Annotated in this window: 20 protein-coding genes and 1 other RNA gene; 8 read left to right on the top strand and 13 right to left on the bottom strand. The window is 61.0% G+C overall.

Going from position 1 to position 22445, the window contains the following annotated elements; translation table 11 throughout:
• Positions 1-30 precede the first annotated feature (30 nt).
• Positions 31-1845, top strand: a complete 1815-nt coding sequence (locus NA8A_RS04970) for a glycoside hydrolase family 9 protein (RefSeq protein WP_009449539.1) — start codon at positions 31-33, stop codon at positions 1843-1845.
• A gap of 30 nt (positions 1846-1875) precedes the next feature.
• Here NA8A_RS04970 and NA8A_RS04975 read toward each other — a convergent pair whose 3' ends face one another.
• The 3 genes from NA8A_RS04975 to NA8A_RS04985 form a co-directional block, all read right to left on the bottom strand.
• Positions 1876-2475: a LysE family translocator gene (locus tag NA8A_RS04975; RefSeq protein ID WP_009449540.1), complete on the bottom strand. Its 600-nt coding sequence runs from the start codon at positions 2473-2475 to the stop codon at positions 1876-1878.
• Positions 2476-2595: 120 nt separating this feature from the next.
• On the bottom strand, positions 2596-3168 hold the full coding sequence (gene ilvN, locus NA8A_RS04980) for an acetolactate synthase small subunit (RefSeq protein ID WP_009449541.1): 573 nt from the start codon (positions 3166-3168) through the stop codon (positions 2596-2598).
• A gap of 58 nt (positions 3169-3226) precedes the next feature.
• Positions 3227-5029: an acetolactate synthase 3 large subunit gene (locus NA8A_RS04985; protein WP_074896505.1), complete on the bottom strand. Its 1803-nt coding sequence runs from the start codon at positions 5027-5029 to the stop codon at positions 3227-3229.
• Positions 5030-5368: 339 nt separating this feature from the next.
• Between NA8A_RS04985 and NA8A_RS04990 the strand changes: the two genes are divergently transcribed.
• On the top strand, positions 5369-7246 hold the full coding sequence (locus tag NA8A_RS04990) for an ATP-binding protein (RefSeq protein ID WP_009449543.1): 1878 nt from the start codon (positions 5369-5371) through the stop codon (positions 7244-7246).
• A gap of 175 nt (positions 7247-7421) precedes the next feature.
• Here the strand turns inward: NA8A_RS04990 and NA8A_RS04995 are convergent, their stop codons facing one another.
• Together NA8A_RS04995 and miaA are read right to left on the bottom strand one after the other, a co-directional pair.
• On the bottom strand, positions 7422-8204 hold the full coding sequence (locus tag NA8A_RS04995) for a GGDEF domain-containing protein (protein ID WP_009449544.1): 783 nt from the start codon (positions 8202-8204) through the stop codon (positions 7422-7424).
• 87 nt (positions 8205-8291) lie between these two features.
• Positions 8292-9263, bottom strand: coding sequence for a tRNA (adenosine(37)-N6)-dimethylallyltransferase MiaA (miaA, locus tag NA8A_RS05000; protein ID WP_009449545.1), 972 nt, complete (start codon positions 9261-9263; stop codon positions 8292-8294).
• Between miaA and serB the strand changes: the two genes are divergently transcribed.
• Complete coding sequence (gene serB / locus NA8A_RS05005; RefSeq protein WP_009449546.1) at positions 9262-10152, top strand: phosphoserine phosphatase SerB; 891 nt, start codon at positions 9262-9264, stop codon at positions 10150-10152. The genes miaA and serB overlap by 2 nt on opposite strands.
• The gene (locus NA8A_RS05010; protein WP_009449547.1) at positions 10149-10712 is read left to right on the top strand and encodes a GNAT family N-acetyltransferase; all 564 of its coding nucleotides are present in this window, start codon (positions 10149-10151) and stop codon (positions 10710-10712) included. The genes serB and NA8A_RS05010 overlap by 4 nt, the downstream gene beginning before the upstream one ends.
• A gap of 88 nt (positions 10713-10800) precedes the next feature.
• Here NA8A_RS05010 and NA8A_RS05015 read toward each other — a convergent pair whose 3' ends face one another.
• From NA8A_RS05015 to NA8A_RS05045, 7 genes are all read right to left on the bottom strand, one after another.
• Complete coding sequence (locus NA8A_RS05015; RefSeq protein ID WP_009449548.1) at positions 10801-12303, bottom strand: DegQ family serine endoprotease; 1503 nt, start codon at positions 12301-12303, stop codon at positions 10801-10803.
• Positions 12304-12505: 202 nt separating this feature from the next.
• Positions 12506-12691 (bottom strand): DUF2065 domain-containing protein, encoded by a 186-nt coding sequence (locus tag NA8A_RS05020; protein ID WP_009449549.1) that lies wholly within the window; start codon positions 12689-12691, stop codon positions 12506-12508.
• A gap of 9 nt (positions 12692-12700) precedes the next feature.
• Positions 12701-13624 carry a protease modulator HflC gene (gene hflC, locus NA8A_RS05025; protein ID WP_009449550.1) on the bottom strand — a complete coding sequence of 308 codons (924 nt, stop codon included), beginning with the start codon at positions 13622-13624 and terminating at the stop codon, positions 12701-12703.
• Positions 13624-14730, bottom strand: coding sequence for an FtsH protease activity modulator HflK (hflK, locus tag NA8A_RS05030; RefSeq protein ID WP_009449551.1), 1107 nt, complete (start codon positions 14728-14730; stop codon positions 13624-13626). Before hflK ends, hflC begins: the two co-directional genes overlap by 1 nt.
• A gap of 144 nt (positions 14731-14874) precedes the next feature.
• Positions 14875-15372 carry a dihydrofolate reductase gene (locus tag NA8A_RS05035; protein ID WP_009449552.1) on the bottom strand — a complete coding sequence of 166 codons (498 nt, stop codon included), beginning with the start codon at positions 15370-15372 and terminating at the stop codon, positions 14875-14877.
• A 71-nt stretch (positions 15373-15443) separates the two neighbouring features.
• Positions 15444-16238, bottom strand: coding sequence for a thymidylate synthase (locus tag NA8A_RS05040; protein ID WP_009449553.1), 795 nt, complete (start codon positions 16236-16238; stop codon positions 15444-15446).
• Between the two features lie 357 nt (positions 16239-16595).
• Positions 16596-16907, bottom strand: coding sequence for a DUF2853 family protein (locus NA8A_RS05045; protein ID WP_009449554.1), 312 nt, complete (start codon positions 16905-16907; stop codon positions 16596-16598).
• Between the two features lie 150 nt (positions 16908-17057).
• On the opposite strand from NA8A_RS05045, the gene ssrA reads away from it, so the two are divergent.
• From ssrA to NA8A_RS05060, 4 genes are all read left to right on the top strand, one after another.
• Positions 17058-17426, top strand: a transfer-messenger RNA (tmRNA) gene (ssrA, locus tag NA8A_RS24615).
• Positions 17427-17605: 179 nt separating this feature from the next.
• Positions 17606-18136 (top strand): SspB family protein, encoded by a 531-nt coding sequence (locus NA8A_RS05050; protein WP_009449555.1) that lies wholly within the window; start codon positions 17606-17608, stop codon positions 18134-18136.
• Positions 18137-18139: 3 nt separating this feature from the next.
• On the top strand, positions 18140-18337 hold the full coding sequence (locus NA8A_RS05055) for a DUF4169 family protein (protein ID WP_009449556.1): 198 nt from the start codon (positions 18140-18142) through the stop codon (positions 18335-18337).
• Entirely contained in the window at positions 18337-18555 is a 219-nt protein-coding gene (locus NA8A_RS05060) for a ribbon-helix-helix domain-containing protein (RefSeq protein ID WP_009449557.1), read from the top strand. The genes NA8A_RS05055 and NA8A_RS05060 overlap by 1 nt, the downstream gene beginning before the upstream one ends.
• Positions 18556-18570: 15 nt before the next feature.
• On the opposite strand, the gene NA8A_RS05065 is transcribed toward NA8A_RS05060, so the two are convergent.
• A complete protein-coding gene (locus tag NA8A_RS05065; RefSeq protein ID WP_276274602.1) occupies positions 18571-22401 on the bottom strand; it encodes an AsmA family protein in 3831 nt (1276 codons plus the stop codon).
• Positions 22402-22445 lie beyond the last annotated feature (44 nt).

The following is a 22445-nucleotide window of genomic DNA, read 5'->3' on the forward strand; positions in this document are numbered from 1 at the left end:
GGCCTGATATTGCGTCAACAGGGGTGCAGCATGAAAACCGTCCTTCTCGCCGCCCTGTCGAGCGTCGCGCTTTTTACCTCGGGCGCGGCCCTCGCCGATACGCTTCTGCGTGTCAATCAGCTCGGCTACCTTCCCGACGGACCGAAGCGTGCATCCTTGATCACCGATCGTCCAACACCGGTACTTTGGCAGCTCGTGGATGCGAAAGGCCGGGAGATCGCGCGCGGACAGACCAAGCCGCTTGGCATGGATGCATCCGTTGGACGAAAAGTTCACCTGATAGATTTCAGCGAAGTGCGCGAAAGCGGGGAAAAGCTCTCTCTCGTTGCGGAGCGTGTCACCAGCCCGCCATTTGCCATCAAACCAAAACTCTACGTCAATCTGCCACGGGATGCCTTTGGCTATTTCTATCCCATGCGTTCGGGCATCGAAATCCGCGCCGATATCGCCGGTGAGGCCTATGCGCGCCCCGCCGGACATGTCTCCGCGCCCAAGAGCGGCGCGTTGAACCAGGGCGACAAGGCCGTTCCCTGCCAGGAAGAAGGTTCGTCGCTAAAGATTTATGGCGATCCCTGGAGTTGCGATTACACCCTTGATGTGACCGGTGGCTGGTACGACGCCGGCGACCAGGGAAAATACGTCGTCAATGGCGCGCTGTCGGTTGCACAACTCATGAGCACCTTCGAGCGGACCCTTTATGCGAAGAGCGCTTCGGCAAAGCCCTTTGCCGACGGAGCGCTTGCCCTGCCGGAGCATGGAAACGGTGTGCCCGACGCGCTGGACGAAGCGCGCTGGGAGCTGGAATTCCTGCTCTCGATGCAGGTTCCGGAAGGCCCCCCCCTGGCCGGAATGGCGCATCACAAGGTCCATGACGACGAATGGACCGGCATTCCGACCCTGCCCCATGAAGACCCGAAAAGACGCCTTCTCCACCGCCCTTCCACCGCAGCGACCCTCAACCTTGCAGCCGCAGCCGCACAGGGCGCGCGTCTTTTCAAGCCTTATGACGCAGCCTTCGCCGAACGGCTCCTGAAAGCGGCCCAGCAGGCATGGCGGGCAGCAGCCGAACATCCCGGACTGATTGCCCCCGAAGGCGATAGCGATGGTGGCGGCGCTTATCACGATACGGACCTTACCGACGAGCTTTACTGGGCAGCGGCTGAACTCTTCATCACCACCGGCAATGCGGATTATCGTGCGGCAATCGAGGCGTCGCCCCACTGGCGCAGTTCCATCTTCAAACCCGCCGGCTACGAATGGGCCAATGTCGAAACGCGGGCGGCCCTGTCGCTGGCCCTCGTGCCCAATTCCCTCTCCCGCAGCGATGCGGAATGGCTGAAGCGCGATATCGTGACCGCCGCCGACGAATATCTGAAGCTTCAGAAGCGGGCGCCCTTCGGCCATGTCTATGATCCGCCCGAAGGCAGATACGCCTGGGGATCGAACCATCTGATTCTTCAGAACGCCATCATCATCGCACGGGCCCACGACCTGACGGGCAGCCCCAAATATCGCGATGCCGTGCTGGAAACCATGGATTACATCTTCGGACGCAACGGACCGGGCATCTCCTATGTGACCGGCTACGGCACGGATTATGCGAAAAACCAGCATTCGCGCTGGTTCGCCTATGCCGCCGACCCGGCATTGCCAGGCCCCCCCAAGGGGACCCTTGCGGGTGGCCCGAATGTCTGGCTGAGCGATGAAATCGTGCGGGAAAAGCGTAAGGGCTGCGCCCCGCAATTCTGCTACATCGACGACATCGAAAGCTGGTCCACCAATGAAACGGCGATCAACTGGAACGCGGCACTCGCCGAACTGTCGGGTTTTCTTGCAGAACAATGAGGTCCCGTGCCGGCAGGACCTCACGGCGCCTCATCGCAACATCGGCCACAGCGTAGCGGCGAGCGAAATGCCCATCGCTATGTTGAACCATTTGAGGCGCACCGGATCGGACAGGAAACCGCGCAAGGCCACGCCGAACCCAGCCCAGATCGAAACGCTTGGAAAATTCACGATCACAAAGGCAATCGTCACCAGAAGAACGGTGAACAACGGCGCTTCGGGATTGGTGTAGAGCGCCATCGCCGTCAGCGCCATCACCCAGGCTTTTGGGTTCACCCACTGAAAGGCTGCCGCTTCGACAAAGGTCATCGGGTTCACCTTTTCATCACCCGCCTTGCCGCCAAGCGAACGCGACATGGCGATCCGCCAGGCCAGGTAAAGCAGATAGGCACCACCGGCGATCTTGAGCACCAGATATAAGGTTGGAAACGCGGTAAGAAGCGCACCGAGCCCGAAACCCGCGGCGACCAGAAGCGATGCAAAGCCGAAGGCGATACCGAACATATGCGGTATCGTGCGCCGGAACCCAAAATTGACACCGGATGCCAGAAGCATGAAGTTGTTGGGACCCGGCGTGACCGAGGAAACGAATGCGAAAACCAATAGCGCCGCGAAAACGTCTGCCGACATGAGGCTCCTCCTCCGGCAAGCAAGAATCGGCCGGAAAGCGCCGGCCCGCTACTGCAAAATTTTCACGTAATGTTGAGAAAGCGTCCCATGACGGGACGCTTGCTGGCAAGGCACCAGACCTCACATACCCTCAGGGCCACGGTTCATCGCGGCCACACCCGTGCGGCACACTTCCACGAGGCCAAGCGGCGTCATGATGGAAATGAACTGCTCGATCTTCGAAACACGTCCCGTGATCTCAAAGATGAAATGCTCCGTGTTGGCATCGATTACCTGCGCTCTGAACGCATCGGCAAGCCGCAGCGCCTCCACACGGTCATCGCCCTTGCCGCGCACCTTCACCAGGGCAAGCTCGCGCTCCATCGGTCGGTCATGGCCAAGCTCGTCGGCGACCACCGAGAGATCCACCACCCGGTGAACCGGCACGATACGCTCGAGCTGATGCTTGATCTGTTCCAGCACATGGCCGGTGCCCCGCGTCACGATGGTGATGCGCGACAGGTGCTTTTCATGTTCGGTCTCCGACACGGTGAGGCTGTCGATATTGTAGCCCCGGCCGGAGAAGAGACCGATCACGCGGGCAAGAACGCCCGGTTCGTTGTCGACAAGGATGGCGAGCGTGTGCCGCCGTGCGGCCTCGGTCTCCTTGGTGATGAAATATGCCGAGCCAGTCGGCTGAAGCTGAGCGTTCATAGAATGGGTCTCTTTTCGAGGAACATCGTGCAACTCACGGAAGGAAGGCGACCGATCGTCAGACCAGCTGCCGCCCCTCCTCGTCGATGGCTGTCGCCACGGCTTCGTCGGTCGCCTCATCGGGCAGGAGCATCTCGTTATGTGCCTTGCCCGACGGGATCATGGGGAAGCAATTGGCGAGCGCGGCCACACGGCAATCGAAGATCACCGGCTTGTCCACCGCAATCATCTCGCGGATTGCATCGTCCAGCTTCGAAGGCTTGTCGCACAAAATGCCGTGGCAGCCATAGGCTTCCGCCAGCTTCACGAAGTCCGGCATCGCTTCCGTGTAGGAATGCGACAGGCGGTTGCCGTGCAGGAGTTGCTGCCACTGGCGAACCATGCCCATATATTGGTTGTTCAGGATGAAGATTTTGATCGGCGCATTGTGCTGCACCGCCGCACTCATTTCCTGAATGGTCATCTGCACCGAGGCATCGCCGGCAATGTCGATCACCAGCGCATCGGGATGTGCGATCTGTACGCCGAGCGCCGCCGGCAGGCCATAGCCCATAGTGCCCAGACCGCCGGACGTCATCCAGTGGTGAGGCGCATCGAAGCCGAAATGCTGCGCAGCCCACATCTGATGCTGCCCCACCTCGGTGGTGATGTAGGTTTCGCGGTCCTTCGTCAGCTCATAGAGCCTCTGGATCGCATATTGCGGCATGATGATGTCGTCGTTCGGCCTGTAGGCGAGAGAATCGCGCGCACGCCAGATATCGATCTGCGTCCACCACGGCTTGAGCGCCTCCTTGTCGGATTTGACTGACGCCCGCCACAGCCGCACGAGATCTTCCAGAATCCGGCCCGCATCTCCAATGATCGGAACATCGACCCGCACATTCTTGTTAATGGAGGAAGGATCGATATCGATGTGAATCTTGCGTGAATTGGGTGAGAAAGCATCGAGCCGGCCGGTGATGCGGTCATCGAAGCGCGCACCGATGCACAGCATGACATCGCAGTCATGCATGGCCATATTGGCTTCATAGGTGCCGTGCATGCCCAGCATGCCGAGCCAGTTCTTTCCCGAAGCAGGATAAGCGCCGAGCCCCATCAGCGTCGAAGTAATGGGAAAACCGGTCAGATCGACCAACTCGCGCAGGAGATGGCTCGCCTCCGGGCCCGCATTGATAACGCCGCCGCCGGAATAGATGACCGGCTTCTTCGCATGCGCCATCAGCGCTATCGCCGCCTTGACCTGCTCCATGTCGCCCTGGACCTGCGGGTGGTAGCTGGTTCGCGGCGCGGTCTGGGGCGGCGTATAGATGCCCTTCGAGAACTGGATATCCTTGGGAATATCGACGACGACCGGCCCCGGCCGCCCCGTGGTCGCCACGTGAAAGGCCTCATGCAGGATGGCCGAAAGCTGATTGACGTCCTTCACCAGCCAGTTGTGCTTCGTGCAGGGGCGCGTGATACCGACCGTATCGCATTCCTGGAACGCGTCCGAGCCGATCAGGGTGGTGGGAACCTGACCGCTGATGCAGACGAGCGGAATGGAATCCATCAGCGCGTCCTGCAACGGCGTCACAGCGTTGGTGGCACCGGGGCCGGAAGTCACGAGCATCACCCCGGCCTTGCCGGTGGAGCGCGCATACCCCTCTGCCGCATGCCCAGCGCCCTGTTCGTGGCGCACCAGGATATGCTGGATGTCTTCCTGTTGGAAAAGCTCATCGTAGATCGGCAGTACGGCGCCGCCCGGGTATCCGAAAATATGCTCGACCCCGTTGTCCTTGAGCGCCTGCACGACCATCTCTGCGCCCGTCATCTCGCGGCGCGAGGAAGCCTCGGTTGCGGCACCTGACTCTGCCTTGTTCATCTGTCTGTTTCCGATCTGTTTATCCGGCGAAGGTGGTTTAGCCGCCCGATGCCCCCAAGGAAACACCGGGCCAATAAAAAAGGCCCCCGAAGGAGCCTGTGTTTCGCGCATGAGAGGCTTTCGCCAGACGGTTACACCGCCTTGCCCATGCGCGATCGTACGATAAGAATGTTTCCAGTGTTCATGGCGGCGCACAATAAGGTTGCGCGCGAACGCCGTCAACCGCCCATTTGCACAGGAAACCGCCCCTGGTCTTAACCTTCCTTCAACCATCCCGCCCAACCCCCCCTTAACCGATACCGACTAAGGTCGAAATTTAGGGCATAAAGGGGTGGCTCAATGTTTGTGGAGCGCGGGACAACGCAAGGTGAAACCACATCGCAGGAAAGGCGCGCGGTAGATCAGCCGCAACGGCGCCTGCTTGGCCATGTGGTACAGTGCGACGGAGCCCGCGCAACCATCGCTGCCGACACGGAGACCGTCGATTCCGGCGCAGGAAACCATTGGGCCGTCGGCAAGATGATCTCCATCAATCTGGGCACCACCCGCACCGTTGGCCTCGTCTATGCAGTGGAACGCCCCGAACAGCGCTGGAACGACAACGAGACCAATCCGATCATCATCTCGGTAGAGCTGGTCGGCGAGGTTCGCGACTTCGAGAACAAGCCGGTCTTCGACCGCGGCATCACCGAATATCCGTATATCGGAGCGCCCGCCCACCGCATCCGCTCCCGCGACCTGCAGGCGATCTACGATCTCAACGGACGCAATTCGACAGTCATCGGCAAACTCTCCCAGGACGATCAGATCGACGCCTGCATCGCCGTCGACGACACGTTGAACCGGCATTTCGCCGTTGTCGGCACGACCGGCGTGGGCAAATCCTCAGCCGTCGCGCTTCTATTACGCAAGACCATCGCCTCGCGGCCCGACCTGCGCGTGCTGATCCTCGATCCGCACAATGAGTTTGCCACTGCACTTCCCGAACATGCCGTCCGCATCGATACGTCGACACTCGATCTGCCCTTCTGGCTCTTCCGCCTGGAGGAATTCGTCGAGGTTCTGTTTCGCGGCCGGGAAGCTGTCCCCGAAGAGGTGGAGCTTCTGCGCGACCTCATCCCGCACGCCAAGCATGTCTATCAGAACCCGCAACAGCCCGGTTCGATTCTGAAGCGCGGCAGCGACACCAACAGCCTTACCGCCGACACGCCAGTCCCCTATCGCATGGCCGACCTCATCCGCGAGATCGATGACCGCATGGGGATGCTGGAGACAAAGAACGAGCGGCCGCTCTATCGCAGCCTGAAGGCGCGCATCGAGGCGGCACTCGCCGACCCCCGCTATCGCTTTATGTTCGCTTCGCGCATGATCGAGGACACGATCCACCAGACCATCGGCCAGATCTTTCGCGTACCGAGCAACGGCAAGACCGTAACCTGCCTGGAAATGGCAGGCATGCCACCGGAAGTGATCAATTCCGTGTGTTCCGTTCTGGCGCGCCTGGCCTTCGACATGACGTTGTGGAGCAACGGCAAGTTCAAGGTTCTCGTGGTCTGCGAGGAAGCGCACCGCTACATGCCGGTCGACACGCGTCTGGGCTTTGCCCCGACGCGCCATGCGCTGGCGCGCATTGCCAAGGAAGGCCGCAAATACGGTTGCTATCTGGGCGTCATAACCCAGCGCCCCGGCGAACTGGACCCGACCGTCCTTTCGCAGTGCTCGACCGTCTTCGCAATGCGTCTTGCGAATGAACTCGATCAGTCGATCATCCGTTCGGCGATTGCAGATTCTTCCGCTTCCACCCTCTCCTTCCTGTCGGCCATGGGCCGGCGCGAAGCCATCGTCTTTGGCGAAGGCGTCGCGACCACCATGCGCGTCAAGTTCGAAAAACTTCCCGATGCGGTAATTCCGGGCAGCCGCCGCGGGGCCGAGACCACCGGTGAGGATGCCCAGGGGCAGGAAATCGATCTCGCCTCGATCATCAAGAGGCTCCGTGAAAGCGGGCATACGTCCCGGCAGGCACAGGGGCGAGCTTCCAGCCCTCCGGAAGCCGAAGATTATGGCTCATCCTCACTTGGCCAGGCAGGGGATCGGGGCTACGCGCCCGCCCAACGCGAATTCCACAACAGCCCCCCGCCGGTCTGGTCGGACGAAGCGCTGGGGTTTCGCTCCCAGCAGATCATTCCCGGCGCCCGCGGGCGCTTCGGAAATCGCTGACGCACCCCTCGCCTTATCGCGACGAATGAGATCGGCATGACCGCCGGCACCGATTCCTGAAGCTCCCCACAAGGCGAGCCGTTCCGGGCATGAAACCTCGCGACATCCTCTTCGGGCTGGCCTGAGATTTTATATATGCCTGAGCGATGGGGAAAATACGGAAAGGCAGCAGCGATCAAGCGCAGACGCGGTTTCGGCCCAGGCGCTTGGCTTCATAAAGCATCTTGTCGGCGCGCCGGTAGAATTCCTCGGAGGATTCCCGACCGTTCCAGATCGACAGACCGATGCTGATCGTTACACGGATACGCACATTGCCGGCATCGATGATGAGGCCGGAGACCGCCTTGCGAATGCGCTCGGCAAGCTTCACCAATGCTTCCTGGCTCATGTTCGGAGCGACGATGGCGAACTCCTCGCCGCCCATGCGGGCAACGACGTCGTGATAACGCGTCATGTCCCTGAAGGCCCGCGCAACCTCGCGCAGCACCTTGTCGCCGATGTCATGGCCGTGCGTATCGTTGACCTGTTTGAAGTGATCGAGATCGAGCACCATCAGGCCGACGGGTTTTTCTATCCGGCCGAATTCATGCAGATATTCGCGTAATGCATCATCGAAGAAGCGACGGTTCTGCGTACCGGTCAGGGGATCTGTGAGAGCGGCGTGCTGGAGGGATTCGGAGCGGGCGCTGAGCGTTTCCGTCATCGCCCGTAATTTTCCCTCCTCGCGCACCTGGGTACGAATGAGCGGATAAATGAAGAAAACCCCGAACACCACGGCAGTGGCCAAAAGCACACCGACGAGAAAGAGAAGCTGATTGAAGCGTTGCAGATGCTCCCCGACGCCCTGGGTTGCGAACCCGTTCTGGATGAGCATGTAGGTATATACGAGCAGAGCCCCGGCGCCGAAGACCAGGGAGACGAATACAAAAAACGCCGATTCTGCCTTGTGGAAACGCATCCCCGCCCCGTCAAATACCTTTGTGCCCTTCTCGCACACTCTCACTTACGCAAGGTTAATCTCCACAATCAGAAATGGAGCTTCGCGTCATTTCAGGCCGAGAATACCGAACCCGAGACCGGCGATATCCCGCACGCTCATGCCCCGTTCGATGGGCATTGCGTGCCACTCGGGGCCGAACTGGTTGCGGAACCAGGTCATCTGGCGTTTCGCGTAACGGCGCGTTGCCGTCTTGGCCCTCGTCATGGCCTCTTCAAGCGACAGCGTCCCGTCCAGAACATCGCCGAGCTCGGGCACTCCGATTGCCTTCATCACCGGGCGGTCCGGCGGAATATCGAGCGCCCGTAGCGCCCGCACCTCATCGAGTGCGCCGGCACCTATCATACGCTCGAAACGCATATCGATCCGCTCGGCAAGAAAGGCACGATCCGGTGCAAGCACCATGGAAACTGCCGTTTTTGCGTCGACAAGCGGCCGGGACGGCTCGCCCTGCCAGGAACCGATAGGCCTGCCCGACGCCTCGAACACTTCCAGTGCCCGTACGATGCGCTGCCCGTCCGAGGGGCGTATGGAAGCAGCGCCAACCGGATCGCACTCTCCCAGAACCCGGTGCAGAGCCTGCGGACCCTCCTCCTGAAGACGCGACCGCCAATGCGCCCTGAGTTCGGCCGGCACCTGCGGCATTGGCGAAAGTCCCTCTGTCAGCGCGCGGAAGTAAAGCCCCGTCCCGCCGACGAAGATTGGCCTTTGTCCGTCCTGCCCAATCTGTTCTGCCAGTGCCGCAACGTCAGCCAGCCAGTGGCCGGTGGAATAATGGTCGGCAGGATTCACATGACCATAGAGCCAATGCACCGCGCCCTCCAGATCGGTAGCATCGGGCCGCGCCGTCAAAAGCGAAAGCACATCATAGACCTGCATGGAATCGGCGTTGATCACGACCCCATTGACGGCCCTTGCGATCTCGATCGCCAGCGCAGACTTGCCGCTGGCTGTCGGTCCCGCTATCAGGATCGCATTCTTCAGGCCCTCCTGCCCTTCCTTCTCAGCGGAAAAGCCCATGTCTCTCGTTGCCACTCTTATTTCCCATCCCGCAAATCCCGCGGTAACCGTGTCCAATGCGACTATGGCCATGGAGGCTCTCGATGCAAGCCATGTGGAATGGCTTTGCGAAGGCGTCGCCTGCGACATACCGCTCGGCGATACCCCCGTGGAGGCATCCGCAACGGAAGAGCGTCTGCGAAAACTGCTCGAGGGCAAGCCCATCGACGTTGCCGTGCAGAAAGCTGCGGGTCGCCGCAAGAAAATGCTGATCGCCGACATGGATTCCACCATGATCGATCAGGAATGCATCGACGAGCTTGCCGCCGAACTCGGTCTGAAGGAACAGGTCGCCGAAATCACCCGCCGTGCGATGAACGGCGAGATCGCGTTCGAACCCGCATTGGAAGAGCGCGTGGGTCTGTTGAAGGGCCTGCCTGTCGACGTGATCGAGGAAGTGATCGCACGGCGCATAACGCTTGCCTCCGGTGGCCCTGCGCTCGTTGCGACGATGAACGGTGCGGGCGCTTTCACCGCATTGGTTTCCGGCGGTTTCAAGCATTTCACGGGTCCCATCGGCAAGATGCTCGGCTTCCACACACATCAGTCAAACACGCTGCTGACCGAAAACGGCAGCCTGACGGGAGGCGTCGGCAAGCCAATCCTGGGGCGCGCCGCCAAGGCCGAAGCGCTGGCAGCCTTCGCGGCCGAACGCGGCATAACCCACGACGATGTGATCGCCGTCGGCGATGGTGCAAACGATCTCGACATGCTTTTCATGGCCGGCCTCGGCGTGGCGCTGCACGCCAAACCGGCTGTTGCGGCTCAGGCGCGCGTACGCATCGACCACGGTGACCTGACCGCGCTACTCTATTTGCAGGGCTATCGCGCCAGCGAGTTCAAGCAATGAAGCCGCTTGAGACCAGCCGGCTGACCCTACGGGCCTGGGAGGAACGCGACCGCCCCTTCTTCCATCGCCTCAACAGCGATGAGACAATCATGGAATTCTTCCCCTTTCGCCGCAATCGGGCGGAAGCAGATGGCGTCATGGATCTGATGAATGAAGAGATCGCAAGAAGCGGTTTCGGTTTCACGGCTGCTGAAATTCGCGAAACAGGCGAACTGATCGGTTTCGTCGGGCTACACGAGACTGCGGGACTGCCCGGCATTTCCTCAGGAACCGTCGAAATCGGCTGGCGCCTTGCGCCTGAATTCTGGGGAAAGGGCTTTGCCACGGAAGGGGCGCGGGCCTGGCTCGACCATGGCTTCGGCCCGCTTGGCCTTGAGGAGATCGTCTCCTTTGCGGTCGCCGGAAACGAGCGTTCCACAGCGGTAATGGAACGTATCGGCATGACACGGGACGATGCAGGCGAGTTCGATCATCCCTCGGTTCCAGAAACGCATCCGCATCTGAAGCGGCATGTCCTCTACCGCCTCACGCGCCTGAAGTGGCAGGAATTGAACCGATAGAAATTTCAGCCGGTTCCGGCCGGCATATGGCTCCGGAGCAATTCAGGCGAACCCGTCTCACCTGAATTGCTAAAACTCCGCCCGCGCTCTAATCCATCCGCAGCGTCACGAAGCGCAGCTCACCATTCTTCGACGCGAGCATGAGAAGAGCATTGCGGCGCCCCTGCCCCTTGAGCTCCTCGAGGCGGTCCAGAACATCCTTCGGAGACGAAACGGTCGCCTGCGCGATCTCGACGATAACATCGCCTGCCGAAACACCTTTTTCAGCCGCAACCGAGCCCTCATCGACTTCGCTGACCACAACACCCGAAACATCGTTCGAAATCTCGAACGTCTCGCGTGTCGCATCATCGAGCTGTGCCATGTGCATGCCAAGCACTGCGGCGGTGGAAACGGGAGCAGCATCGTCGCCGGACTTATTGTCCTGGCCTTCTTCCGCCGAAGCCAGCTTCTCGCTGTCCTCAAGCCGCCCGAGCTTCACACGAACCGTCTTTTCCTCACCCTTGCGGATGAGGACAACGTCGACTTCCTCGCCCACGGGGCTTTCGGCAACAATGCGCGGCAGATCGCGCATATGCACGATCTCCTTGCCATCGAAGCGCGTTACCACGTCTCCGGGCTGAATTGTGCCGTCATCGACGGGGCCGCCTTCGATAACACCACTCACCATGGCACCGACAGCCTTCTTCATACCGAGGCTCTCGGCAATGTCGTCGGTAACCTCCTGGATGCGCACACCGAGCCAGCCGCGCCGGGTCTCGCCAAACTCACGCAACTGGTCCACCACATTGACGGCCAGCGAGGAGGGAATCGAAAACCCGATGCCGATGGATCCACCGGTCGGTGAAATGATCGCGGTGTTGATGCCGATCACCTCGCCATCCATGTTGAACAGCGGTCCGCCGGAATTGCCCCGGTTGATGGCAGCATCCGTCTGGATGAAATCGTCATAGGGGCCTGAACCGATCTCCCGGTTGCGCGCCGAAATGATGCCGACAGTCACCGTACCGCCAAGGCCGAACGGGTTGCCGATGGCCATCACCCAATCGCCGATGCGCATCTTGTCGGAATTTCCGAAGGGCACCGCCGCCAGTTCCCGCTTCGAAGGATCGATCTTGAGGACCGCGATGTCCGTCTTCGTATCGACGCCCAGCAGCTCGGCATCGAGCTTGCCGCCATCGCTGAAATTCACCACGATCTCGTCTGCTCCCGAGATCACGTGATTGTTCGTGACGACAATTCCTTCCTTCGCATCGATAACAAAACCAGACCCGAGCGACTGCGCCTGCTGCGGCTCGTGGTCCTGGTCGGGCTGCTCCTGGAAGAAATCGTCGAAAAATTCCTGCAGCGGCGATCCTTCGGGAAGCTTGGGCATGGGCACCTTGCCCGAACCCGTGTTTCCCGCAGAACGCGACGTCGAGATATTGACCACGGCGCCGGCAAGCCGTTCGGCGAGATCGGCCACTGAGGCCGGCCCCTCGGCCATGGCCCGCTGCGGGATCACGACAGGCGACGACGCCAGACCGCCAACAGCCAGCGTTGCGGCGATGGGAAGCGCGCGAGCCGCGCGTAAAATCTTCGACGACGTCATTGAGGACAAATCTCCGGATGGCTTGTCGTGTGGATCACTTTGCCGGCAGTTTAAGACGAGCTGTGCGCTTTTTCCATGAAAACGCACTTCACCATCGCATGATCCAGCGTGATTGCGGCGTGTTTGCGGCCCGCGCGGGTCTTTCTCCTGCGCGGGCCGCCAGTTTCTTAGGCCCGCTTCTTGGGCCAGTTTCTTGGCCGTGTCAGCCCCGCGCCAGCCAGACGACGAAGACGCCTGCCACCATGGCCGCGATGCCGGCACCTCTCAGCGCGCTTTCCGGCATCTCGGTCACCTGCTCGGCGAGCCTTTTGGCAAAGGCCGGCATCCCGCCATAGACCAGTCCCTCGACCACAAGAACGAGGCCAAGGGCGGCGATGAAATCATTCATCGCCCGCCCCTATTGCGCTGGGGCGCCAATCCGGGGCCCCGCTCCCGGGCGCGAAGTTCCCTGCGCGTCATTGAAGAAACGGAAGAACTCCGAATCGGGCGACAGAAGCATCGTCGTGCCCGCCGGATCGAGGGCCTCGCGATAGGCCGACATCGAGCGGTAGAACTCGAAGAAGTCCGTATCGCGCGAGAAGGCATCGGCAAAGATCGCGTTGCGCTCACCCTCGCCTTCACCGCGCAGGATCTCGGCCTCACGATTGGCAGCGGCAAGGATTTCAACCACTTCACGGTCAGCGCGGGCGCGGATGCGGGCAGCAGCCTCACGACCGCGAGCGCGAAGCCGTTCAGCCTCGGCAAGGCGTTCCGCCTTCATGCGGTCATAGGTCTGTTGCGAGACCTCCGCAGTCAGGTCGGTGCGCCGGATGCGCACGTCCTTGACCTCGAGCCCGAGCGAAGCGGCTGCCGGACGCAGGTCTTCGGCCACCTCGCGCATCATCGAGGAGCGTTCCTCCGAAAGCGCCGATTCAAAGCCACGCAGACCGTAGACCCGGCGCAGGGTTGCATCGAGACGCGTGCGCAGACGCTGCTCGGCCAGAGGCACACTGCCCGAAACCGCCTGTCGGAACCGGCGTGGATCGCTGATCGAATAGGCGATGAATGCATCGACTTCGTAGAACTTGCCGCCCGAGACCTGAACGCGAATGTCGTCGAGATCGAAGCGCAGGATGCGATCCTCGATGATCTGGACATTGTCGGCCTCGAGGAAGGCAAACGGCAGCTTGAAGTAGAGACCGGGCTGCGTCTTCACGTCGACGATCTCGCCGAAGCGCAGGACGATGGCCTGCTGCCGCTCATTGACCACGAAGATCGCCGAATAGAGCAGGAAGAGAATGACCGCACCGATGACAGCCAGAATTGGGAGACGGTTGGACATCAGTTGCTACCTCCCGCGCTCGGACGCGGCTGCTGCGATTGCTGGCGAAGTTCGGGCAAGGGAAGATAAGGCACCACTCCGGGCCCGCTTCCATTCTGCTCGACAATCACCTTGTTCGATCCACGCAGCACATTTTCCATGGTCTCGATGAACAGGCGTTTGCGCGTGACCTCGGGAGCCTTGGCATACTCGTTGTAGACGGAGATGAAGCGCTGCGCCTCACCTTCGGCCTCCTGAACCACACGGTTCTTATAGGCGGCAGCTTCTTCGCGGGCCTGGGCTGCCTCACCGCGGGCCTGACCGAGCTTCTGGTTGGAATACTGGTTCGATTCCTCGACGAAACGATCCTCATCCTGCTCGGCGCGCTGCACCTCGTCGAACGCGTCTGCCACCTCGCGCGGCGGAGCCACGTCCTCGATGGAAAGCGCATTCACGGTCAGCCCCGTGCCATACTGGTCAAGCACGGTCTGAATGGTCGTGCGCACATCGTCGGAAATGCCCTGGCGGTCGTCGCGGAAAATGTCTTGCGCGGGCCGGCGGCCGACCACCTCGCGCATGGCGCTTTCTGCAACCTGGCGAAGCATTTCGTCGGGACCGGCAACATTGAAGAGATAAGCCGACGGATCGCTGACCTGATAGGCGACGGAGAATTTCACGTCGACGATGTTCTGGTCGCCCGAAAGCATGAGCCCGCTGGAAGCACCGCCACGCGTGGAGCCGATATCCACCAGCCGTTCGGCCACGGTTGCGCGCTCGACGGTCTCGATCGGCCACCAATGGAAGTGAAGGCCCGGTTCGGAAAGCTCCGGCTTCGGCTTGCCGAAGCGCAGCTCCACAGCCAGCTCATCGGGCTGCACCGTATAGACGGCCTTGAAGAGCCACAGACCCGCGAGCGCCACCAGGACGAGAGCAATCATCGCAGGGCTGATACCGCCACCACCCGGCAGGGCGTTCTTCAGGCGATCCTGGCCACGCCGGATGATCTCCTCGAGATCGGGGGGCGTTCCCTGCGGTCCGCTCGGTCCGCGTGGGCCCTGGTCCCATGGACCTCCGTTATTGCCGCCCCCCCAGGGGCCGCCTCCACCGCTTTGATTGTTCCAGGGCATTCGTGTTCCTTTTCTAGATCCGGGCCATCCCTTGAGGGGACCGCTCCTCCATCCGGCCTGTTATAGGTAGCGCAGCAAGCGCTTTCAACGCGGCGCGCCGCCGCGACCGCCATGATTTCAGCGATTTTGCAGCAAAGAGCCGATTCAGTTCGTTAAAAGACGCTCATAGACCACGTAAGTCGTGGGATAATCGTCTTTTTCACCCGCTGGAACCTCTTCCTTCGAGACCGCCGTCCAGACGCTCGATGCAATCGGCGGAAAGCGGGTGTCGCCATCCAGCTGTGCATGAACATGCGTCACATGGAGCCTGTCGGCAAACGCCATCGCCTGACGATAAATCTCGCCGCCACCGATAATGGCGACATCTCCGCTGTCACTGCCAGCCAACGCCAGCGCCTCCTCAAGCGAACCCACGCACTCCGCGCCTTCCGCGCGATACCCAGTCTGGCGCGTGATAACGATATTGCGCCGACCCGGCAAAGGCCGCCCGACGCTTTCCCAGGTTTTGCGCCCCATCACGATCGGCTTGCCGAGCGTCAGCGCCTTGAAGCGCTTGAGGTCCGTCGAAAGCCGCCAGGGCATATCGCCGCTACTGCCGATAACATCGTTGTCGGAAACGGCGACCACAAGTTCAATGCTCATAGCGGACCTCTTGAACATGTGCAGTCCTCGGGCATCAAATGGTCCATTCGTTTCTCAGCCATGCCAATACCCTAGACCGCAATCGGCGCGCGGATGCTCGGATCGGCTTCGTAGCCTTCAAGACGAAAATCCTCGAAACGGAAAGCAAAGAGATCGTCGACCTGCGGATTGATCCACATGGCCGGCAAGGCCTTCGGGCTGCGCTGCAGCTGCTCGCGCGCCTGATCGAAGTGATTCGAATAGAGATGCGCGTCCCCCAGCGTGTGCACGAAATCGCCCGGCTTGAGCCCCGTCACCTGGGCGACCATCATCGTAAGCAGGGCATAGGAAGCGATGTTGAAGGGCACGCCGAGAAAGATATCGGCCGAACGCTGATAAAGTTGGCAGGAAAGCCGCCCCTCAGCGACGTGGAACTGGAACAGGCAATGGCATGGCGGAAGCGCCATATGGTCCACTTCGGCGGGATTCCAGGCCGAAACCACATGCCGGCGCGAATTGGGATTATTGCGAATACCATCGACAAGGCGGGCGATCTGGTCGATATGCCCGCCGTCGGGCGTTGGCCATGAGCGCCATTGTGCGCCATAGACGGGACCGAGATCGCCATTCTCATCGGCCCATTCGTCCCAGATCGAAACCCCGTTTTCTTTGAGATAGGCGATATTGGTATCGCCTTTTAGAAACCACAGAAGCTCATGGATGATGGAGCGCAGATGCAGCTTCTTGGTGGTGAGCACGGGAAACCCCTCGCCCAGATCGTAGCGCATCTGATAGCCGAAAATACCGCGCGTGCCTGTTCCCGTGCGGTCGCCGCGGTCGACGCCATGTTCGAGCACATGGGAAAGAAGATCGAGATATTGGCGCATGGCAAACCGATTCGGACTGTCGTGTGAAGGCGCCATCATAATCGAGCAGACGGCAACGGAAAGGAAAACCGGCGTCCGTCCACATGGACGGCAATCCCGAAGCATTCCGAGCTGAACGGCCCTGCCCGATATCCTTGTATGTGCGGAGGTACATACAGAAAGCGCCTTCCCCGAAGCCGGGAAAGGCGCTCAATCGCTTGAAAGAAACAAGCCTTTTGTTGCAGATGCCGGACATCTCCGCCCGGATGACAGGCGGCGCTCAGAACATTTTGCGGTCAGGTTACTTCACCTCAATCCGCATAAATGCGGAGAACAAAAAGCCAGAGCGTCCCTTGGCACCGAAAAGATGCGCACGCTCTAAAGCGTTGCGAGCTTCCCGAGATCCTTGGCGACGAGATAGTAGAACGTCACGCGGCTCTTGGAACGGTCGGCCGACATGGCTTCGCAGACCTTCTGAATGGTCGAATCGCACTTGCCGGCATCGGTTTCGCCGAGTTTCTTCATGCACCAGCTTTCGCGCACCCGGTCGAGTTCGCTCGGATCGGAGCAGGAAACCAACGAGGCGTCGCGACTGCGAAGCGCAATGCCCAGATGCTTCACGATCTTGTTGACGGCGTCTTCGGAGGCGCCTGCGTCGTACTTCTTAACGTCCGCGAGATAATCAGCCATGATCTCTTCCCATAATTGCAGATCGTGGCCCCGCTTCAACCGCAGGCCGCTAACGCAACCTGCACGTTCGTCAAAACTTCACCACACCGGAAGAGAGATTCCGCAATGGATGACGTCAAGTCAATCCCGAAATCCCTTTTCCCCCGCAAGCCCCTTTCCATGACGTTTGAGCCTCACTATATTCGCCTCGTCGGCTTGACTGACTATGGCGATAAACTGCCGGTGAAATAAACCATTCGGACCCGGGGGCAGTGCCCGGCGCCTCCACCAGAAACCGCCGAAAGGCGATGATCGCAGGGCGGTTTCTGCTGGGGGCGAAACAGGATCGACGAGGGTGTAAAGATCGGACTTTCGCTCGGCATGGTACCACCGTTATCGGGCTAAACTCTATAGTTGCCAACGACAACTATGCGGAGGCACGTCTCGCTGCTTAATGCGGCGCGATAGCTTCAAATCAAGCCTTAGGCCGTCGCAGGTCTAAGCGGGGTTCGGAGGCACCTGGCAACAGAAGCCTCCACTTTATTTTCCCATGTCGTATCCAGAAAAAAACCGAGGGCACACCGGGCCTGCGAGCCTTTGCACCTGGCATTTTGTCGTTTTTGAAGAAACTTCGGTTGAACCATTGCGGCTTTTGCCGGTTTACCTCGGCACACTCCTTCATTAGAGGTATGGCAAGATTCACAAACCCGGTTCCTACGATGGCCGAAGACCGTATCCGTTACGACATTCTCGCACAGGACGCCCTGCGTGGTGTGATGCGAAAGGTACTGACCGAGGTGGCCCGCACCGGCCTGCCGGGCGAGCACCATTTCTTCATCACATTCCTGACCACGGCGCCGGGCGTTCGGATATCGACGCGTCTGCGTGAACGCTATCCTGAACAGATGACGATCGTATTGCAGTATCAGTACTGGGATATGAAAGTCACCGAGACGGGCTTCGAAGTCGGCCTGTCCTTTGCGGATGTGCCGGAAATGCTGTCGATCCCCTTCTCCGCAGTACGCGGCTTCTACGATCCGTCGGTCAATTTCGAGCTGGAATTCGACGTACGCCCAGAGGAAGACACCGCCGAGCCCCAGCCCTTGCACGAAGTTGTCGAAGGCGACGCACCGTCCGCCCCCGAAAGCGCGACCTCCGAGGAAGCGGCAGAACAAGACGACGCCGACGGTGAAAAATCCGAAACCAAGGGTGCGGACGTCGTCTCGCTCGACGCATTTCGCAAGAAGTGAACAATGGGCGAGGTCGTCAACCTTCGCCAGATCCGTAAACGCAAGACGCGTGAGGAAAAACAACAGCGCGCCGCGGAAAATCGCGCCCTGCACGGTCGCTCCAAAGCGGAGAGGAAGCGCGAGCAAAAGCTTGCGGAACTCGCGGAAAATCACCTGGAAGGCCACCGCCTGTTGCCCGATGGCGAGGCGAAGCCCCGCTGATGGGCGTGAAGAAGCATTCCGTCAGCATTCGTGGACATCGCACGAGCATTTCGCTCGAACCTGCATTTTTCGCCGAGGTTGAACGCATCGCGCTGGAACGCGCCATGCCTGTCGCTGCGCTCATCGCGGAAGTGGACGCCGCACGTCCTGACGAAAGCAATCTGTCATCCGCCTTGCGCCTGCTGGTTCTCGAAGACCTTAAGCGCAGCCGGTCCTGATCGCCGGCAGGCGGATCAGTCGGTCGAGCGCAGCAGTTCACGCAAACGGTCGGCGGAAAGCTCCTTTGCACGGAAGAATTCGGAGATCGCATCGGGCGAGTTCGGCGTTCCGGACGACGAGGTGCCGGAAGGCGCTGAAAGGGGTGCCCGCTCAACGTCCGAACCTCCTGAAGGTGGCGAGGGACGGCTTTCGCCGGCTTCCCGCAGCGCCTTTGCCGCCCGTTCCGCTTCCTGAGCGCGCCTTTCGGCCTCCGCAGCAGCCTTGCGGCGTGCCTCTTCTTCTTCGCGTTCGCGCTTCTCGCGCTCCAGTCGCTCCCTCAGTTCCTGCTCTTTGCGCAGGCGCTCGGCCTCGGCCTGCTCCCGTTCCTGTTCCAAGGCGGTGAAATAGCGCGCTTCGCGACGCAGGCGCTGCTGCTCCAGAAGCACAGATTGCATGCGCTCCACACGGGCCTGCTCGCGCTCCAGGGCGCGTTGGGTCAGAAACTGGGCCATGGGTCCGGTTCCGATCTCCGTGATCGTCTCCCCAAGAGGGCCTGAAATCTCGAAAATAACAGCCGGATCCGCGCCCACCACAGCCTCGCGGCCAGCATCGTAAAGAAGCCGCCCCGAGGCGCGCAGGTTCAGGGTTTTCAGGTCGGCGGACAATTCCGCCGACAGCACACTGCCATTCACGGAAAGCCTTATGGGCGGCGTGCGCACCGTACCGCCGGCAATCGTGAACGCGAATTCCGCCTCGCCGGCGGCAAAACTGCCCGAGCGCACCAATTCGGGAACGAAATCCGCAGCTTGCTCGGCGGTAATGGCGTTGCCGATCCGGTCCGCCTGTTCGAGGATCGTCCCGATGACGTCCGGATTAAGCCCTTCTATGACAAGATCGCGCGCGATGGCCGAACCCGAACCGGTCAAGGAGGCAGCCATGCCATTCACGGTCTTGCCGCTTGCCGTCAGGCTCGCGCGCGCATCGGTCGTTCCTGCCAGGCTTGCCTCCGGCAGAAGCGCGTCGAGCGCCGCTCCGCTTACACCAAGCTGAGCGGAAAGAAGCCCTGTACCGGCATTGTTGCGCAACGTGGCAAACGCTTCGACTGTGCCTCCATAAATCTCTGCTTTCAGATCGGAAACCGAAAGTCCTTCCTCGCCGAGCTTGAGTTTCATGGCCGCATTGCGTGCGCCGGCCCAATCTCCGACCCACAGCGCATCGGCGCGCAGATCGAGATCGGCTGTAAAGGGGAGAACGACCTCCTGCCCGAAAGGAACCTCCGGCCACACATTTCCCGCCTCCGCCGAAAATGCGTTCGTGCCAAGAACCAGTTCGGCGGCAGGGCCGAGATCGAAACTGGCGAGTTCGAGCGATCCTTCCACGTCGGGAAGGCTATCCTTCAAACCGATGGTGAGATCACCGGATACATCGCTGTCCACCACATTGCCCTTGAGCGCGGAAAGAACCGCGAGCCCTTCGCTCCACTCCAGTTCAGCGGAGAGATCGACGGGCATGCCGAGACCGAACCCCGGCAACGTCGTGCCGGCGACGGCCAGCCATGGTTCGAGGTCGTCGCTTTTCAGTTCCGCTTTGCCGGAAAGCGAAGGCTTGTCTCCCGAAAGGGACAATGTTCCATCGAATGCCCCAGAAAGCCCCTCGCCCGCGATGCTCGCCTTCGTGGCGATGCCATCCACGCGCGACCCTTCCGCGCTCGCCTCGAGCTTCGCCTCTCCGGCAAGCCCCAGCGGCAGAGCGGGAAGCCCCGCAAGCCCGTAAAGAACGGCGGCATCGTCATTGCGCGCGGTGAGCATCATTTTGAAGCGGCCGTCGAGCGCGGCATTTCGCGGGCTGGTATCGGACAAGGAAAAACTGAGGTCGGTTCCACCCGCCCTGCCTTCCCCACTGACGGCCATTCCCACCGTGTCATCGCCATTGTCGGCAGCGCTCGCCACGAGATTGAGCTCCGTGTCGGCAAGCAATCCCGGAAATGCGAGTGCGCGCTGCGAAAGACCAGCAAGCAAAAGGTTTTCAGGAAACCGCGCCGCAAGGGCCGCAACGAAACCCGAAAGATCGGTCGAAACCACCGTCGCGTCGATCTGGCCCGTGGGTGCGGAAGCAAAATCCTTCACCTGGCCGGTGGCGCTCAGCTGCGCGCCAGCCAACCCGCCCACCGTCAAACGGTCAATTTCGAGCACACCTTCTCTCAGCCGCAACGCGGTATCGAGCCTGTCCGCCTGAAGACCGAGAGCCGAAACTGGCCCGGCCTTCACCGAGAGATCGACATCGCTGCCGGCCAGCCGGTTGATGCCCGTGTCGCTCACGAAGAGCGAGGAAAATGCCCTGATCCCGTCGAAATCGAGCGCATCGCCGTCCAATGTAAGCGCCAGCGAGGGACGCGCATCCGATGGCTGATCGCGTTCCAGGCGCCCGTTGAAACGCGCCGCTCCCAAGACGAGTTCGAGATTTTCGAAACTCTGGCGCTCGCCGGTAAGAGATACGTCAGCGCTGAAACCCGCCGCCGGAAGCCTGCGGATTGCGTCGTCCACCTCGCGCGATATCCAGGCCGCGAAGCCGGAGGGCTGCGATATGGCAAGCAGCATGTGACCGTTGAAGGAAAACGCATCGCGCGTCGTCAGCAGACCCCGCCCCTCGAAACGGGTTCGCCCCGGAAGCGTCGCGGCCATGGAGGAAACCGACCAACCGCCTTCTGCGGGTTCCGCCATCAGCTCGATATCGCGGATCGTCGTGTCACCCGCCACAATGGCCGGCAGGTCGATGCGCACCTTGCCGGGAATGCCCGGTTCCGGCACCGATTGCAGAATCTCGGCAAGCGCCGCAAGCCGCTTTTCAAGATCAATGCCAGCGACTGCATTTTCAGCCTGCGCATCCGGCTCGAAACGCAATTGCGCCCCGCTCGCCGTAATGTCGAAGCGCGGCGCATCGCCGAGTTCGAGGCTCGCCGTTCCTTCAGCCCGGTAAGGCGCGTCCGCCGGCCCGGTCTCGAAGCGGAATTCCTCGACCATGAGGCGATCATGAACCAGTCCAAACCGGCCGGAAAGCCGATTGGTGGCCGCAGAAGCGGTCAATGCAAAGGTTTCACCGTCGCTGCCGCGCAGCCTGTCCATCTCCTGCTGCGCATAGGTGTTGAGTGAAAACGTGCCGTCATAGCGCGCAACGCCCTCCTCAATCCGGGCCTGCCCATCCGCCGCGATCTTAACCGGAACCGTATCGGGCAAGGCTTCCACACGCAGCCGCATGGCGCCATTCTCGTCCACGCTGCCCGTGGCGACGGATACGGCAATCGGCAGCTCATCGAAATCGAGGTGCCCGGATATCCGCCACGGCCCCGCCAGCGTGCGGGCTGAAAGATCGGCATCGATATTGGTCAGCCGGTGTTCGCGCCCGCTTGCCGCATGCATGAGGTCCACCGAGCCATCGACGATGGACACTTTCTCGAGCGTCACCTGACGCGCGTCGAATGGCCCCGTTGGGCGAACCGCCCAGTCGATGGCCCCGTCCGCAGCGACCGAAATCCTGGCTTTCGGTCGCACAAGCCGCATGTCGAAGATCAGGACCTCGCCGCGAAGAAACGGCGCGAGTTCCGCATCCATGGAGAATTCCTCCACGGTCATGCTCGGGGCCTGCGGCGTCTCGCCGGCCACAACCACGTCGGTGAATGTCAGCGAGGGAAAGGGAAGCATGCGCGCCCGCGCCGTGCCCTCCACGCGCACCTCCCGGCCAAGCACCCGTCCCGCCTCGCGCTCGAAGGCCGAGCGATAATGGTTCCAATCGATGAAATAAGGAGCAACCAGCGCCGCCGTGAGCGCCAGCACAACAAGTCCACCGAAAAATACGAACAGCCGGGCCAGTTGCTTCTCCTCAGCCTTCTCCCATCACCCACCGCACAGTAGTG

The organism is Nitratireductor indicus C115, assembly GCF_000300515.1.
In the GTDB taxonomy this organism is placed as follows: domain Bacteria; phylum Pseudomonadota; class Alphaproteobacteria; order Rhizobiales; family Rhizobiaceae; genus Nitratireductor; species Nitratireductor indicus.

Bases quoted from the DNA above. Each gene is read 5' to 3' on its own strand.
- NA8A_RS05055 (WP_009449556.1), top strand. From the start codon at position 18,140: ATGGGCGAGGTCGTCAACCTTCGCCAGATCCGTAAACGCAAGACGCGT.
- NA8A_RS05050 (WP_009449555.1), top strand. From the start codon at position 17,606: ATGGCCGAAGACCGTATCCGTTACGACATTCTCGCACAGGACGCCCTG.
- NA8A_RS05035 (WP_009449552.1), bottom strand. From the start codon at position 15,372: ATGAGCATTGAACTTGTGGTCGCCGTTTCCGACAACGATGTTATCGGC.
- hflC (WP_009449550.1), bottom strand. From the start codon at position 13,624: ATGTCCAACCGTCTCCCAATTCTGGCTGTCATCGGTGCGGTCATTCTC.
- NA8A_RS04995 (WP_009449544.1), bottom strand. From the start codon at position 8,204: ATGCGTTTCCACAAGGCAGAATCGGCGTTTTTTGTATTCGTCTCCCTG.
- NA8A_RS04970 (WP_009449539.1), top strand. From the start codon at position 31: ATGAAAACCGTCCTTCTCGCCGCCCTGTCGAGCGTCGCGCTTTTTACC.
- hflK (WP_009449551.1), bottom strand. From the start codon at position 14,730: ATGCCCTGGAACAATCAAAGCGGTGGAGGCGGCCCCTGGGGGGGCGGC.
- NA8A_RS05010 (WP_009449547.1), top strand. From the start codon at position 10,149: ATGAAGCCGCTTGAGACCAGCCGGCTGACCCTACGGGCCTGGGAGGAA.
- NA8A_RS04975 (WP_009449540.1), bottom strand. From the start codon at position 2,475: ATGTCGGCAGACGTTTTCGCGGCGCTATTGGTTTTCGCATTCGTTTCC.
- NA8A_RS05045 (WP_009449554.1), bottom strand. From the start codon at position 16,907: ATGGCTGATTATCTCGCGGACGTTAAGAAGTACGACGCAGGCGCCTCC.
- NA8A_RS04985 (WP_074896505.1), bottom strand. From the start codon at position 5,029: ATGAACAAGGCAGAGTCAGGTGCCGCAACCGAGGCTTCCTCGCGCCGC.
- NA8A_RS05015 (WP_009449548.1), bottom strand. From the start codon at position 12,303: ATGACGTCGTCGAAGATTTTACGCGCGGCTCGCGCGCTTCCCATCGCC.
- ilvN (WP_009449541.1), bottom strand. From the start codon at position 3,168: ATGAACGCTCAGCTTCAGCCGACTGGCTCGGCATATTTCATCACCAAG.
- serB (WP_009449546.1), top strand. From the start codon at position 9,262: ATGTCTCTCGTTGCCACTCTTATTTCCCATCCCGCAAATCCCGCGGTA.
- NA8A_RS04990 (WP_009449543.1), top strand. From the start codon at position 5,369: ATGTTTGTGGAGCGCGGGACAACGCAAGGTGAAACCACATCGCAGGAA.
- NA8A_RS05060 (WP_009449557.1), top strand. From the start codon at position 18,337: ATGGGCGTGAAGAAGCATTCCGTCAGCATTCGTGGACATCGCACGAGC.
- NA8A_RS05040 (WP_009449553.1), bottom strand. From the start codon at position 16,238: ATGCGCCAATATCTCGATCTTCTTTCCCATGTGCTCGAACATGGCGTC.
- NA8A_RS05020 (WP_009449549.1), bottom strand. From the start codon at position 12,691: ATGAATGATTTCATCGCCGCCCTTGGCCTCGTTCTTGTGGTCGAGGGA.
- miaA (WP_009449545.1), bottom strand. From the start codon at position 9,263: ATGGGCTTTTCCGCTGAGAAGGAAGGGCAGGAGGGCCTGAAGAATGCG.